The sequence below is a fragment of the Burkholderia sp. SCN-KJ genome, assembly GCF_024656005.1.
In the GTDB taxonomy this organism is placed as follows: Bacteria; Pseudomonadota; Gammaproteobacteria; order Burkholderiales; family Burkholderiaceae; genus Burkholderia.
The window spans coordinates 119,981-134,196 of record NZ_JANKOG010000003.1; the positions used below are offsets into that span (position 1 = coordinate 119,981).

Below are 14,216 nucleotides of genomic sequence, written 5' to 3' on the forward strand. Positions count from 1 at the left end.
GGCCGCCGCGCGCCGCGCGCGATGACGCCGACGCTGCCGCGCTGCTGCGTGATCACGCCGGAGCCGGCGTCCGCGTCGGCCGCCGATTGCCACGCATTCCTCGACACGCTGTCGGCCGTGCTCGCGCGCGGCGAAACGCTCGTGCAGCTGCGCGTGAAGTCGTTCGACGCGGCCGCGTTCGCGCGGCTGGCCGCCGATGCGCTCGCGCGCTGCGACGCGGCCGGCGCGCAACTGATGCTCAACGGGCCGATCGACGCGGCCGGCGTGATGCGGCTCGACGGCGCAGGCTGGCACCTCGACGGCGCCGCGCTGCGCGCCGTCGCGCAACGGCCGCTGCCGGCCTCGCGCCGCATGTCGGCCGCCTGCCATGCGGCCGACGATCTCGTGCTGGCCGCGCGCGCGGGCGTGGATTTCGTCACGCTGTCGCCCGTGCTGCCGACGCTCAGCCATCCCGGCGCGCCGACGCTCGGCTGGACGCAATTCGCTGCGCTGGCCGCGCAGGCCGCGATGCCGGTCTATGCGCTCGGCGGCATGACGCGCGCGCATCTCGACGACGCGCGCCGCCACGGCGCGTACGGCGTCGCGGGCATTCGCGGTTTCTGGTAAGGGCGGCCGGGCGGCCAGCGCCCGGCATTCCAGGCATCACGCGTGCGGAACGGGACGCATCGCGCGCCATGCGCGGTCGTCGATCCGACGCACGTCGTGCGTCAGCGCGTACCGGTTGACGTCGCCCGTCAGCCACGCGACGAGCGAATACGGCGGCAACTCCCCTTCGTCGACCCGGTCGCGTGCGCGTGCCGGCGTCTCGAACACGACCTGCCCGCTCGGCGCATCGAACGGCACCGCGTCGGGCGACAGGTTCAACGCGATGGTCAGCGTCTCGTCGTCGGCGAGCCGCCATGACGCGAGCAGCGCGTCGGCATCGCCGTCACCGGTCGCCTTCAGCGCATGCGCGTCCCGCGGCCGGCAATCGGACAGCCGCGGCGCGATCAGCTTCGCGCGCACCGCGAGCGCCGACTGCACGAAATGCGCACGATCGACATCGCGCGCGGTTTCGTCGAAGACCAGCGGGATCTGCGGCGTGAGCAGCGACAACGCAAGCGCCGCGAGGCCCGCCGCCTGCTCGCTGTCGCGCTGTTCGCTGTCGCGTTGTTCGCTCTCGCGCCACGCGCCGTCGGACAGCACCAGCGACGTGAGCGCCAGCCCTTCGGCGCACGGGCCATCGCCCGCCGCGGCCGGCTGGAACGCCGCGCCTGCGGCGGTCAGCGCGCGCGCGAGCGTGTGGATCGACTGGTGGGGCGAAATCCCTTCGTGCGCCGACGTGTCGCGCCCCGTCAGCCGATGCAGCGCGCGTTCTCCGCAACCGTTCCACTGCGCGTCGAAATGCGTATCGGCCAGGTGCACCGGATGACGCTCGCTGCCGAGCACGAGGTGGATCATCCGGTCGGCCGGCACGGCCGCGCGCACGCGGTCGGCGATCTCGCGCAGCCACGACGTGCCGATCCGGTCGGCCTCGCGCAGCCGCAGGCCGTCGCAACGGTATTCGTCGATCCAGTACAGCGCGTTGTCGCAGAAGAAGTCGCAGACTTCCGGATGGTCGAGCGCAAGCGGCGCCGCCTGCAGCGGATCGTCGCGCGTATGGAAGAACGGCACCGCGTAATGGCGCAGTGCGTCGGTGCCGCTGCCGAAGCGCGCGTAATCGAGTTCCAGCAGAACCGCGAGACCGTAGCCGTGCGCGGCGTCGATCAATGCCTTCAACGCGTCGGGGCCGCCCTCGGCCGCGAGCGGCGCGAACGGCAGGCTGTCGTGCGGCGACGCGAGCAACTCCAGCGCGGTCACGCCGAGGCGCGCGAGCTGCGGCAACCGGCGGCGCACGCCGTCGAAGCCGCCCACCGCGTGCGGACGAATCGCGTACAGCGCGATGTCTTCCCACGGGCGGCCGCGCCAGAACGTGTTGCGCCATGTGAACGCACGCGGATCGACGACCTCGCTCGGGCCGTTGAGCCCGTCCGGTTGCGAACGCGACGCGGGATCGGGAATCGACACGACATCGTCGAGCCGGTAACGGTAGCGCGCGCCCGCACCGCATTCGACGAACACTTCGAACCAGTGCGGACCGGCCGCCGTCATCGGGACGAGCGTCGGGCCGGAGCCGGTATCGAGTTCGAGCTGAACGTGCGTGCTGCCCGGCGCCCACACGCGGAAATGCGTGCGCGGCGACGTGCCAAGCGCGCCGCAGGGCTGCGCGCCGGACGGCAGGCAGTGTATGTAGTGCTGCGCATACGGATCGTGCGGACAATCTGACATGATGCGCTCCTCGTGCGTGCCGAGCGGCATGGCCGCGCGATTCGCGCGGCGCATCGGGCCCGGCATGCGACGGCCAGGCAGGGGGGAAGAAAAGTATGCGCCGCTTTCACGATCGCGACGCATCGAATCCTCACATTTTTAAATGCGAATCGACCCCGGCATTGATTGCGCGCGATGCGCGCCGAATCGGGTAGTCCGCATACCGGAATGGCCGCTCGCCTTGTTGCGCCGCGGCCCCGCGCTTACGCTCGGTGCGATGCGCGTGGGCACCCCGCCCGCGCCCGAATTCGAGGAATCTCCATGTCGCTCCCCGCCAGCGCCGCGAAGTTCGATCCGGCACGCGCGCACGAATACGCCGAACAATCCCGCATCGCGCTCGCCGGCTACGACGCGTGCCACGAACTCGCCGCGTGCATGCTCGCGTCGGCGATCGGTGTACGCGATGCGCGGCTCCTCGTCGTGGGCGCAGGCGGCACGGGGCAGGACATCTGCGTGCCCGCGGCGCTCGAACCGGGCTGGCAGTTCACGGCCGTCGATCCGTCCGCGCCGATGCTCGCGCTCGCGCGTGCCAACGTCGAAGCGGCGGGGTTCGCCGCCCGCACGCAATTCGTCGAAGCCGGCGTCGACGCGCTGCCCGATGCGCCGGCGTTCGACGGCGCGACGCTGATCGGCGTGCTGCATCACGTCCCCGGCGATGCGGCGAAGGCCGCGCTGCTGGATGCGATCGCACGCCGCCTGAAGCCCGGTGCACCGCTCGTGATCGCGGGCAACTATCGCCGTTATGCGGAGCACCCTCGCCTGCTCGACGCGTGGCAGCAGCGCTGGCGGATGAAGGGCGCGACGCCCGACGCCGTGCGTGCGCAGCTTGCGAAAATCCTGCAGGGCGCCGATCCGCCCGCTGCCGAGGAAGCCGTCTTCGCGTTGCTGCACGATGCGGGCTTCGATGCGCCGCTGCGCTTTTTCTCGAGCCTGTTCTGGGGCGCGTGGATCGCGGTGCGGCGCGGCGCGTGACGGCGTGAGTCGCGGCCCGCCGATCGCCGCGCTCGAGCGCGGCGATCGGTAAGAACGGCTCAAGTCATCCGCGTCAGCTCAGCAACCCTGCCGCGACGTTGATCGACAGCCCGAGCACGGCCATGTTGAAGTAGAACGACAGGATCGACTGCGCGAGCACCGCGCGGCGCGCGGAGCGATTCGCGAGCGACACGTCGGCCGTCTGCGACGCGACCGCGAGCGTAAAGGCGAAATACAGGAAATCCCAGTAGTCGGGCTCGGGGTTGCGGTCGGGAAACCGCAGTGCGCGATCGTTGCTCGGCGAGCCGTAATAGAGCCGCGCATAGTGCAGCGTGAAGATCGTCGGGATCAGGAACCATGCGCCGAACAGCGTCGCACCCGTGACCGCGTAGTGGCCGAGCCCGGCACGAAAGCCGACGTTCTTCGCGGTGGCGAGCTCGATCGCGATCGCGGCGACGCTCGCGACCGTCGCGATGCAGATCACCGTCAGCACGGTCGTCGCGTTCTCGTCCTCGCGGATCGCGATCTCGCGCACCTGGTGGTGATGTGCGGTGACCATGCGCCCCCACATCAGCACGAGATACAGCCAGACCGTGCAATCCCAGCCGATCAGCGCACGCGCGGTCGGTCTCAACTGCAACGGCAGCAGCACCGCGCACAGCACTCCCGCGGCGAAGGCGGCGACCATGCGCGGCCTGTTGCGTAATACCTGCGGATAAAGCGTCATCGTGTGATTCCGAAAGCGGATGGAAAGGGTTCGGCCCGCGTGCGAACGGCCCGCCGGGCAGCGCCGGCGGGTACCGCCCCGATTATCGCCATTCCTGCATGACGTTGCGAAGGGCGTGAGCGCCTAAGATATCGGGATGACTCCCGTCCTCTGCCACCATCCCGCGAACGCGGCCGGCCGCGACTTCGTCGTCGGCGATCTGCACGGCTGCGTGGATGTGCTGCGCGCGCTGCTGCACGACATCGGCTTCGACCCGGCTCGCGACCGGCTGTTCTCGGTCGGCGATCTCGTCGACCGCGGCCCCGCGTCCGAAACCGCGCTCGAGCTGCTCGACCGCCCGTGGTGCCACGTGGTGCGCGGCAATCACGAAGAAGTGCTGAGCCTCGTCGCGCGCGGCAAGCTGTCGCCCGATGCGTGGCGCGGGATCGGCGGCGACTGGGGCGCCGACCTCCCGCCGGAACGGCTGCACGCGCACGCGGCGCGCGTCGACGCGCTGCCGCTCGTACGCGTGATCGGCGACGGCCCCGCGCGCTTCAACGTGCTGCATGCGGAATTCCTCGGTCCGGACGCCGAACTCGACACGGGCAGCTATTCGCCCGACGTGCGCGAGCGGCTGATCTGGGGGCGCGACCTGGTCCAGGGGCTCGTCGATCCGGCCCGGCAGGCCGGCCTGTCGCTGACCTGCACCGGCCACACGCCGGTGCGTGCGCCGCAGCGCATCGGCGCGCAATGGTTCATCGACACCGGCGCGTTCGCACCGTCGGGACGCCTGACGATCGTCGAGCCGCGCACGGGCGACACGTGGTCGCTGACGCAGGCCGACGCGCGCGCGCGTCATGCGGGCGACCTGCCGCTGCCTTAGGCCTGCGTTCACGCCGATAACGGGCCTGCGCAGGCCGCGGGCCGGCAACGCTCGGCGGACTCACGCTCACGCGCGCGCGTTTGCGTGCGCGAGCACTGCGCTAACCCACCTGGTTCAGCTCGAACACCGCATCGATCGCGGATCCGTTCCAGTTGTATTCGAGATACGCAGCGTGATGACAATCGCGCAGCAGCGTCGTGCGAAACGCCGCGAGACACTCGCCGCGCGGGTCGCGCACCGACGGATAGACGATCCCCGCGCCGCCCGCGTCGCGCACCGCGCGGCCGAGCGCCTGCCCCGCGCCGTAATCGAGCGGATCGAGCAGCGCCGGGCTGCGCTGCGGCCACGTGCGCACGTCGGCGACGTCGCCCTGCGCATACACCGTGTAGAGCCGCATCTGCTGACGCATCGGCGCCTCCTTCGTCGCGGCCAGGAACAGCCCGCTGTGATAGCGCGTTTCGGCGATCGCCGTATCGCGCGACCGCCCGCAGTAGAACACGCCGTAGCTGCCGTCGGAAAAGCGGCTGCCCTGCGGATTCAGATGCGTGAACGCGGCCATGATCGGCCCCCAGCCCGGGCCGTAGCGACGCTCCGCCGGCGGCACGAGCTCGAGCGTGCCGACTTCGTTGCGGATGCGATCGTTGGTCAGCGATTCGAGCGCATAGAGCGCATCGAAATCCTCGGCGGACGCGACGCGGTCGAACAGGTTGATGGCTGGAAAACGAGTGGGAATCACGCGATAGGCAGGTGCCCAGTCGACGACGGTCATGGGCCAGTGCTGTACTGCTTCGATCGGCATCGTCACGCCCAGCCACCCCGCATCGCGTCGAGGTATTGCCGGACGGCGACCAGGTCGCCGACGTTGCCGGCGAGCATCCGGTCGAGCGCGCGCTTGCCGCCGAACGGCGCGGCGTCGTTCGGCCGCTTGACCCAGGTGTCGGCCGCGGCCGGCTGCGGCAGCAGGATCTGCAGCGCCTTGTAGATGCCGAGCAGCAGCGATAGCCGCTCGAGCGTATCGCGCGGCAGGCGCGCCGATTCGGGCGACGCCTTCCACTTGAAGAACGTCGAGCGGCCGGGCGAGCCGAGCAGGACGATCTGTTCGTCGATCGTCAGCTCCCAGTCGCGCGCGATGTTGAAGAACGCGCGCAGGCCGGCCGCCGACATCTGCGCGACCGAAGCCTGCCGCGGGGCGGAATGCGGATCGAAGGCGGGCTGTGACATGATCGTTAGTCTCTAAACGAATTTACTAACAAGATTAGTCCATTTTCGTATTTTTGCAAGGGTCGCCCCCCGACGTGCCGGCGTTCCGCCCAAAGGATCGATATTTTTTGTCCATTCTGGACTGCGATTTTATTTTCTGCGTTAATGACCGTGCGGATAACGCACCGGGACGCGATGCGTCCCCGCAGCAACCGTGTCGCCCAGAACCGGATAGACCACGCCAAGGAACCACCATGAAGAGACTGATTGCCGCCGTTTCGATCACCCTGCTCGCGGTATCGGCAGGCCCCGCCGTCGCGAAGGACTGGACCACGCTGCGCTTCGGCACCGACGCCAGCTACGCGCCGTTCGAATCGAAGGCGCCCGACGGCAAGCTCGTCGGCTTCGACATCGACCTCGGCAACGAGATCTGCGCACGGCTGAAAGCGAAGTGCGTGTGGCTCGAGAACGATTTCGACGGGATGATCCCGGCGCTGAAGGCGAAGAAGTTCGACGCGGTGCTGTCGTCGATGTCGATCACGCCGCAGCGTGCGGAACAGATCGGCTTCACGACGAAGATCTACAACCAGCCGACGCGGCTCGTCGTGAAGAAGGGCTCGCCGCTGCTGCCGACGGCCGAATCGCTGAAGGGCAAGTCGATCGGCGTCGAACAGGGCACGACGCAGGAAGCGTATGCGAAGGCGTACTGGGCGAAGCAGGGTGCGAACGTCGTGTCGTACCAGAACCAGGACGGCGTGTACGCGGACCTGACGTCGGGCCGCCTCGACGCCGCGCTGCAGGACGAGGTGCAGGCCGCGATCGGGTTCCTGAAGTCGCCGCGCGGTGCGGGCTACCAGTTCGTCGGGCCCGAACTCGTCGACGAGAAGGTGCTCGGCATCGGCGCCGGTATCGGGCTGCGCAAGGAAGACGCCGACCTGAAGGCGAAGATCGATCGCGCGATCCTCGACATGGTCAAGGACGGCACCTACAAGCGGCTCGCGTCGAAGTACTTCGACTTCGACATCTACGGCGGCTGAAGCGGCTCCGCGCGCGCACGGGTGCGATGCCCGTCGCGCGCGGCCCGACCGCCCCTCCCCTGCTCGCCGGACGGCGACGCCTCCCTGACGCCTGCCGTCGCACCGGTTTCATCGTCCGTATCGCGCAACCGGATGCCGCACATCCTTCGCCTGGCGAACGGATCGCCTGCGCTGGCGACCGCAGGCGCTCGACGTCGTCAATAAGCGAAGACCGGGCGCCGGGGTACCGGTGCCCGCGTGCACATCCCCATGCGAACCGGGTTGGCGAGCAGGAAAGTGCCGGCCCGGCGCGGATGACCGGGTATCAGCCGGATCCGCCTCGCGCCGGGCGCGCAGAGGTGGCCTGTCGACGCATGCCGGCCGGCAGCAAGGTGCGCGGTCGACCGGCGATGGGTCGAATCACTGCGATCGCGGCCTGCCGGCCGCGGCGTGTTGTGACCGTTCATTTTTCTACCCCGTATTCGAATCGTTGCTTGTGCCGGCAACCGGACACCGCCGGTGCTCCGACGATCCGCCGACGACGGCCCATGCCGTCCGGAACGGGGCCATGCTGCCCGTCCGGCCGTCATCCCCGCGGACTGCGTCCTTGCCGGTTTTCGAATGGTTCGCTGCCGAACCGGCCGGACGTCGCGTCGTCGACTCTCGCACCCCAACCTGTGCAAGGAGCGCGCCAGCTTCGTTCGGGGCCGGCGGCACAAGCCTTTCATCGGACCAGTTCGCGGCGCGGACGGGCGGGACATGCCGGACGTTGCGAAACTGAAACATGCCGGGCGCGAGCGGCCTCGGCCGCGTGGCGGCAACGCCTTGCCGGACAAGGCGCGCGGACGAGCCGGAAAATTTTCCCGGCGCGGGCCGTGCGTCGCCGCCCGCGTTTGCCGGGGCTTTCTGCACAGCCGCCGGCACGAAACGTTTCACGCCCTTTACATGCCGCCGGACGCCCGCGCACGGACCGGCCGCGGACGCTTTTCGTGCCGCCTTCAGCCGACTCGCTGGTCGGCGTCGTCGGGCGGCGAGCCGTCCTTCCCGCCGTTGTCGCCGGTGTTGTCGTGGTCGTTGAGTCCGTGCTCGATCATCATCCGGTAGAGCGTCACGCGCGAGATGCCGAGTTCGGCGGCGGCCTTGTTGATCCGGTGATCGTTGCGCAGCAGCGCGTTCTCGATCGCGACGCGCTCGGCGAGCGAACGCGCCTGCTCGAGGGTCACGGGCTCCGTTTCACCCGGAACGTCGAGCCCGAGATCGTGCGGTGTCAGCAGCCGGCTCTCGGCCATCACGATCGCGCGGCGCACCCGGTTGATCAGCTCGCGCACGTTGCCGGGCCACTCGTAGCGGCGCATCGCGTCGAGCGCGGCCGACGTGAAGCCGCTGATCTTGCGGCCGCTGTCGCCCTTGAATTTCTGCAGCACGTAATGCGCGAGGATGTCGATGTCCTTGCCCCGCGCGCGCAGCGGCGGCTCGTGAATGCGCAGCACGCAGAGCCGGTGATAGAGGTCCGCGCGGAAGCGGCCGGCTTCGACCGCGCCGTCGAGATCCACGTGCGTCGCCGAGATGATCCGCACGTCGACCGGAATCGATTCATGGCCGCCGAGCCGCTCGATCTTCCCTTCCTGCAGGAAACGCAGCAGGCTTGCCTGGCTTTCGACCGGCATGTCGCCGATCTCGTCGAGAAACAGCGTGCCGCCGTTCGCCGATTCGATCCGGCCCGCGCGCCGCTGGTTCGCGCCGGTGAACGCGCCGCGCTCGTAGCCGAACAGTTCCGACTGCAGCAGGTGATGCGGGATCGCGCCGCAGTTGATCGCGACGAACGGCCCCTTGCCGCGTGCCGAGCGCTCGTGGATCGCGAGCGCCGTCAGTTCCTTGCCGGTGCCCGACTCCCCGGAGATGAACACGCTCGCGTCGGTTTTCGCGACCTTGCGGATCGTGCTGAACAGCTGCTGCATCGCTTCGCAGTTGCCGATCATGCCGTGCTCGCCGATCGATGCCGCGTATGCCGCGCCGTCGACGCGATCGAGCGCGGCCATCCCGCGCGCGTGGCCGAGCACGTGCGAAATCCATTCGTACGGCAGCGGCAGCGTCACGTAATCGAAACAATAGCTGCGGATCAGTTCGCGCACGGCAGCGCCGATCGTGATGCCGGCCTGCGCGATGGAAATCCAGCCGATCGCCGGCTGGCTCAGGCACGCCTTCAGCGCGGGATAGTCGCGCGACGTGAAGCCCGAGAAATCGATGAGCCCGGCGGCGACGTTCACGCCGGACGTCATGTTCTGCGCGGCGCCGGCCGTCTTCGCGACCGAGATATCCCAGCCGAGCCCGCGCAGCTGCGCCAGCAACGGCTCGTCCGGCGAACGCATGATCACGAACAGCTTGCGTCCGGCCTCGGGAGCGGTAACGGATACGAGCGGCGTCTCGGACGCCGCCGTCCCGCTTGCGTCGGGTGACCTTGCAACCATCGTTGTTCCCCGCTTGGCGTTGGTATCGTGCGCTGGCTCGCCGCCGCGTCCGACGGACCTCGATCGAACCGACATATTGGCCGCATTTTCGTCCGAATAAAATCCCCCAGGGAATAATCGCGTGCCGGACGAACCCATTCATGAACGGTATATCGACGCCGCCGATGCGCGGCTAGATGGGTGTTATCCCGGTGGCGCGGCGGACGCGAAGCAAGGCCGGACCCATCGCGAACGCCCGACGCCGCGCCGGTGCTGGCGCGCGGGGACGGCACGCGAGGCCGGGCGCACGGGATCGAACCGGCGGCACGGGCCGACACGCCCGGTCTGCCGCACCGGCCCGGCGCCCGCAACCGTTTACGCTTGATGCCGGTCAATCGTCGGGTAAAACGGGGATGATGCAGGAATGCAACACGCGGGGTGGCGCGGCGACCGGGTCAGCGTCCCGATGCGAGCGGCGCGAGCGCGTTGGCGCGGCCACGGCCGGCCGACGCGCCGTCGTGTTCGCCGTACGCGGCGACGAGCGCGTCGACCCGCGCGAGGTGATGGCGGTTGTCGCGGTCCCACGGGTGGAAGCCGGGCCGGAAAAAGCTGAGCCACTCGCGCGCGATCCGCGGAAACAGCCCACGACGCGGCCCGTACAGGAATGCGAGCATGCGCAGCATGCCGCGCACGCGATGCTCGATGTCGCGATCACGCGACAACAGCGTCGCGTGCAGCAGGAACACGGTCGGCCAGAACGTCAGCGTCGTCAGCAGGTAGACGCCGATGCGGATCAGATAGCGGCGCAGGCCCGGCTTCATCGCGACGTTCCAGACGTCGAACGACACGGCCTTGTGCTCGGTTTCCTCGAGCGCGTGCCACACCCACATTTGACGGTAGCCGTCGACCGAGCCTTCGAGGCGCGTCGGATCGCGCAGCAGCCAGTCGGCGAGCATGGCCGTGTAGTGCTCGGCGGCGACCGTATGCGCGAGTTGCACCGAGTGCGGCAGCTTGCGCTTCATGTAACCGAGCACGGTCCAGATGCGCTTGTCGAGCTTGCGCGCGGGCAGGCGGTTCTCCTGCATCAATTCGTTGTATTCGACGTGCTCGCGCGTATGCATCGCCTCCTGCCCGATGAAGCCGAGCACCTGCCGCTTCAGCACCGGATCGTCGATCCGGTCGCGATAGTGGCGCACGGAATCCATGAAAAATCGTTCGCCGGCAGGAAACAGCAGCGACAGCGCGTTGAAGAAGTGCGTCACGTGCGGGCCGAGCCCGTGCCAGTCCTTCGCGCGTTCGACCGGCAGGTCGAAGCGCAGGTCGCGGCGCACCGGCATCACCTCGGCTGCGGTCGCGCAAGCGGCTGACTTCATGGTCGTCGTTCTCCTTGTTTCCGGGCGGCCCGCCCGGCCGTTGCGAGCATTGCGGCCGTGCAGGCGTGGGCCCGGGCAGCGCATCGCGCAACACCCAAATCTTGACATCGATAGCTGTAAAGATAGGCGCCGGCCGACGCCGCGCGCAAGCCGCACGGTAGATGCGCGCTTCCAAACAGGGCACGGTCGGCAACGCGACAAAAACGACGTTCGGGCGGCGTTCGGGCGGGTCGCGATTCGAACGCGCGCATCCGTGCGCAACCGGCAGGCGGGCGACGCGCGCGCGAATCGCAATCGGCGCGCAAGCCCCGCGCGACGGGCGTTTTGCGGCGTCGCGCGGCGGTTTCTCGACGCGACGCCGAGCGGCCGGATAGCGCCGATTCATACGTGCGCGGCGTTCGCGCGGCGCGACCCCTTCGAGCCGGTCCGCGAACGATTCAAACATGCGTTCCATTCGCGTGTCGCGCGAGATGCGTCAGCGCCGCCGTGACCGGCGCGCGACAGGCACGCGGCAGTGCCCTCGCCGCCTGCGGCGGCCCCCTGCGCGCTCGCCTACAATAGCGGTTTTACCCAACCCCTTTCAGGAGAAGTCATGTCTGTCACCACGACCGCATCGGGCCTCAAAATCGAAGAGCTGACCGAAGGCACCGGCGCGGAAGCGCAAGCCGGCCAGACCGTCAGCGTCCACTACACGGGCTGGCTGACCGACGGTCAGAAATTCGACTCGAGCAAGGACCGCAACGACCCGTTCGCGTTCGTGCTCGGCGGCGGCATGGTCATCAAGGGCTGGGACGAAGGCGTGCAAGGCATGAAGGTCGGCGGCGTGCGTCGCCTGACGATCCCGCCGCAACTCGGCTACGGCCCGCGCGGTGCAGGCGGCGTGATCCCGCCGAACGCGACGCTCGTGTTCGAAGTCGAACTGCTCGCCGTCTGACGACGCCGGCCGACGTCCTTCCGATGGAACGCATCCCGTCTCCCGCCATCGCGCTGCGCCGTTACGACACGTGCGAAGCGTCCGACGTGCACGACTTTCACCAGGTCGTGCTCGGCGTCGACGGCGCGATGGTGATGGCGGTGGACGGCGTCGGCCAGCGCATCGACCGGCACGCGGCCTGGCTGATTCCGGCCGGCTCGCGCCACGATTACGCGGGCCTCGGCGACAATCGCCAGCTCGTGCTCGACCTGCCCGCCGCGTCGCTCGCGGTGCCGCAGCGGCTGTTCGACAGCGCGCGTGCCGTGCCGATCGACCCGGCGCTGACGTCGCTCGTCGCGCAGGTCGCGACAGCGGCCGCGCAGCTCGACGGCCCGGCCGGCGACACGCGGCACGCGCATCGCTTCCAGTGGCAGGCCGCCGCGCGTCTGTGCGACGCGCTGCTCGGCGACGCCAGCCTCGCCGCGCCCGCGGCGGGCCTCGATTTCGCGCGCATCGACCGCTGGCTGCGCGCGCGGCTCGCGGAGCCGCTGCGCATCGCCGATCTCGCCGCGCACTGCGGCTACGGGATGCGCCGGTTTCACCAACTGTTCGTCGACGCGTTCGGCGAGACTCCGCATCGCTACCTGCAGCGGCTGCGGCTCGACGCCGCCGTCGTGCTGCTCGCCGACGGCCGCCATCCGCTCGTCGACATCGCCGGCATGGTCGGCTTCGCGGACCAGAGCACCTTCACGCACGCGTTCACGAAACGCTTCGGCGTCGCGCCGGGGCGCTGGCGCGGCGAACGGCACTGAGCGGCCAGTCGCCACCCGTTTTCCTGCAATAGCGAACGCGATTGCGCCGATCGCGCCCATGCGTCATGGCCGGATGGTTTTCGACAGGCGTTGTCATCGTGACGCGTATACAGGCGACGCCGCGCACCGGTAAAGCACGGTCCTTGCGTCGCACGGCGTCCGGGGTCATCACGCCCGTATCCCCCCGCCCGTCAGGTTCGCCTCGCCCCCGGGCTCGGCGCGGCGGTCAGCACGGCCGCGCCCGGCGTATGGACCGTGACGCTCAGGCGTGCCTGAACGACGCGTGTCGAGCCCGGCGCGCGAGCCGCCGCACGCCCGGAGTCAAACGACAAAAAGCCGGCTCGCCCGGATCGGGCGGCCGGCCTGCGAACCGGACGTGTATGCCGGCTCGACCGTCGCGGCGACGCGCCGCGTTCGCTTACCCCGCCGCCTGGATCGCCTCTTCGTACACGCCGGCGACGCGTCGCGCGATCACCGCGTTGTCGAAATGGTCGCGCGCGTAGCGCTTGCACGCCGCTTCGTCCGGCAACGCGATCGCGCCCGACAGCGCGCCGCCGAGCCCTTCCGCGATCGCGTCCGCGCCCGTCGACGGCAGCACGAGGTCGTTGGACAGCCCGGCGACCGCCTCCGGCAGCCCGCCGACCGGCGTGACCAGCACCGGCGTGCCGGACGCGAGCGATTCGACGGTGATCAGCCCGAAGCCTTCGAGCGCGACGGTCGGCACGACGCTGACCGTCGCCGCGCGGTACAGCGCCGCGAGATGGTTGTCGGGCACGAAACCGAGCAGCTTCACGTTGTCCTGCAGCCCGGCTTCGTCGATGCGCTGCTGCAGCTCCTCGCCGATCTTGCCCTTGCCGGCGATCAGCAGCAGCACGTCCGGGTGACGTTGCTTGACGAGGCCGATCGCGTCGATCAGGTCCTCCAGCCCCATGCGCCGCACGAGCCGGCGCACGGCCAGCACGATCGGCCGGTCCTGCGGCAGTTGCAGCTTGTGCCGCGCCTCGGCCGGCGTGAGCGGCGTGTCGAACTGCGCGGTATCGACGCAGCCGGGAATCACGCGCACGCGCGACGGATCGATCCCGTAGCGGTTCGTCAGGATCTGGCCGAACGCCTGCGACAACACGATCAGGCGCGACGAGCGCGTATAGACGGCCTGCTCGAGATAGCGCTTCGCGCGCTGCCCGAGCGACGCGGCGCCCTCGACCTGGCTTTCGTCGGCCCACGGCCCCTGGAAGTGCGACACCTGCGGAATCCCGCGCGTGACGTCGAGCCCCGGGAACGTGTACAGCGCGAAGTGCGACGAGATCACGTCCGGCCGCTCGCTGCGGATCTCGTCGCGCAGCGCGCGGCGCGCGGCGAGCATGCGGCGCGCGAGCGGCTGCGACGCCGGTCCGAAGCCCTGGATCGCACCGCCCGTGTCGTCGGCGACCTTCGGCGAGCCGGCGACGAGCCCGCGCACCGCGACGCCCGCGCCCGGCAGCGCGCCGACGAGCGAGTAGTACATCCGGTCGAGGCCGCCCGCGCGTTCGGGGAACCAGTGCATGCCGA

13 protein-coding genes are annotated in these 14,216 nt (G+C 69.6%); 6 read left to right on the forward strand and 7 right to left on the reverse strand.

Features of this window, described 5'->3' with window-relative positions:
* The first annotated feature begins 21 nt into the window (after window positions 1-21).
* Window positions 22-606 carry a thiamine phosphate synthase gene (locus tag NQV17_RS06370; RefSeq protein WP_257770569.1) on the forward strand — a complete coding sequence of 195 codons (585 nt, stop codon included), beginning with the start codon at window positions 22-24 and terminating at the stop codon, window positions 604-606.
* Window positions 607-642: 36 nt separating this feature from the next.
* Here the strand turns inward: NQV17_RS06370 and NQV17_RS06375 are convergent, their stop codons facing one another.
* Window positions 643-2,307 carry a DUF3459 domain-containing protein gene (locus NQV17_RS06375; RefSeq protein WP_257770571.1) on the reverse strand — a complete coding sequence of 555 codons (1,665 nt, stop codon included), beginning with the start codon at window positions 2,305-2,307 and terminating at the stop codon, window positions 643-645.
* Between the two features lie 300 nt (window positions 2,308-2,607).
* On the opposite strand from NQV17_RS06375, the gene NQV17_RS06380 reads away from it, so the two are divergent.
* The gene (locus tag NQV17_RS06380) at window positions 2,608-3,318 is read left to right on the forward strand and encodes a class I SAM-dependent methyltransferase (protein WP_257770573.1); all 711 of its coding nucleotides are present in this window, start codon (window positions 2,608-2,610) and stop codon (window positions 3,316-3,318) included.
* A 73-nt stretch (window positions 3,319-3,391) separates the two neighbouring features.
* Here NQV17_RS06380 and NQV17_RS06385 read toward each other — a convergent pair whose 3' ends face one another.
* Window positions 3,392-4,045, reverse strand: coding sequence for a DUF1345 domain-containing protein (locus NQV17_RS06385; RefSeq protein ID WP_257770575.1), 654 nt, complete (start codon window positions 4,043-4,045; stop codon window positions 3,392-3,394).
* A 136-nt stretch (window positions 4,046-4,181) separates the two neighbouring features.
* Between NQV17_RS06385 and NQV17_RS06390 the strand changes: the two genes are divergently transcribed.
* Entirely contained in the window at window positions 4,182-4,907 is a 726-nt protein-coding gene (locus NQV17_RS06390; RefSeq protein ID WP_257770577.1) for a metallophosphoesterase, read from the forward strand.
* Window positions 4,908-5,007: 100 nt separating this feature from the next.
* Here NQV17_RS06390 and NQV17_RS06395 read toward each other — a convergent pair whose 3' ends face one another.
* On the reverse strand, window positions 5,008-5,706 hold the full coding sequence (locus tag NQV17_RS06395) for an RES family NAD+ phosphorylase (RefSeq protein WP_124646469.1): 699 nt from the start codon (window positions 5,704-5,706) through the stop codon (window positions 5,008-5,010).
* Between the two features lie 2 nt (window positions 5,707-5,708).
* Window positions 5,709-6,128 carry an MbcA/ParS/Xre antitoxin family protein gene (locus NQV17_RS06400; protein WP_044846587.1) on the reverse strand — a complete coding sequence of 140 codons (420 nt, stop codon included), beginning with the start codon at window positions 6,126-6,128 and terminating at the stop codon, window positions 5,709-5,711.
* 233 nt (window positions 6,129-6,361) lie between these two features.
* Between NQV17_RS06400 and NQV17_RS06405 the strand changes: the two genes are divergently transcribed.
* A complete protein-coding gene (locus tag NQV17_RS06405) occupies window positions 6,362-7,144 on the forward strand; it encodes an ABC transporter substrate-binding protein (RefSeq protein ID WP_257770582.1) in 783 nt (260 codons plus the stop codon).
* Window positions 7,145-8,121: 977 nt separating this feature from the next.
* On the opposite strand, the gene NQV17_RS38005 is transcribed toward NQV17_RS06405, so the two are convergent.
* Together NQV17_RS38005 and NQV17_RS06420 are read right to left on the reverse strand one after the other, a co-directional pair.
* Window positions 8,122-9,591, reverse strand: a complete 1,470-nt coding sequence (locus NQV17_RS38005) for a sigma 54-interacting transcriptional regulator (protein ID WP_374692680.1) — start codon at window positions 9,589-9,591, stop codon at window positions 8,122-8,124.
* Between the two features lie 434 nt (window positions 9,592-10,025).
* Window positions 10,026-10,943, reverse strand: a complete 918-nt coding sequence (locus tag NQV17_RS06420) for a metal-dependent hydrolase (protein ID WP_257770584.1) — start codon at window positions 10,941-10,943, stop codon at window positions 10,026-10,028.
* 592 nt (window positions 10,944-11,535) lie between these two features.
* On the opposite strand from NQV17_RS06420, the gene NQV17_RS06425 reads away from it, so the two are divergent.
* Both NQV17_RS06425 and NQV17_RS06430 read left to right on the forward strand, forming a co-directional pair.
* The gene (locus NQV17_RS06425) at window positions 11,536-11,877 is read left to right on the forward strand and encodes an FKBP-type peptidyl-prolyl cis-trans isomerase (RefSeq protein ID WP_044846591.1); all 342 of its coding nucleotides are present in this window, start codon (window positions 11,536-11,538) and stop codon (window positions 11,875-11,877) included.
* 23 nt (window positions 11,878-11,900) lie between these two features.
* On the forward strand, window positions 11,901-12,668 hold the full coding sequence (locus tag NQV17_RS06430; RefSeq protein WP_257770586.1) for an AraC family transcriptional regulator: 768 nt from the start codon (window positions 11,901-11,903) through the stop codon (window positions 12,666-12,668).
* A 418-nt stretch (window positions 12,669-13,086) separates the two neighbouring features.
* Here NQV17_RS06430 and NQV17_RS06435 read toward each other — a convergent pair whose 3' ends face one another.
* On the reverse strand, window positions 13,087-14,211 hold the full coding sequence (locus NQV17_RS06435; protein WP_044846595.1) for a glycosyltransferase family 4 protein: 1,125 nt from the start codon (window positions 14,209-14,211) through the stop codon (window positions 13,087-13,089).
* Window positions 14,212-14,216: the final 5 nt, after the last annotated feature.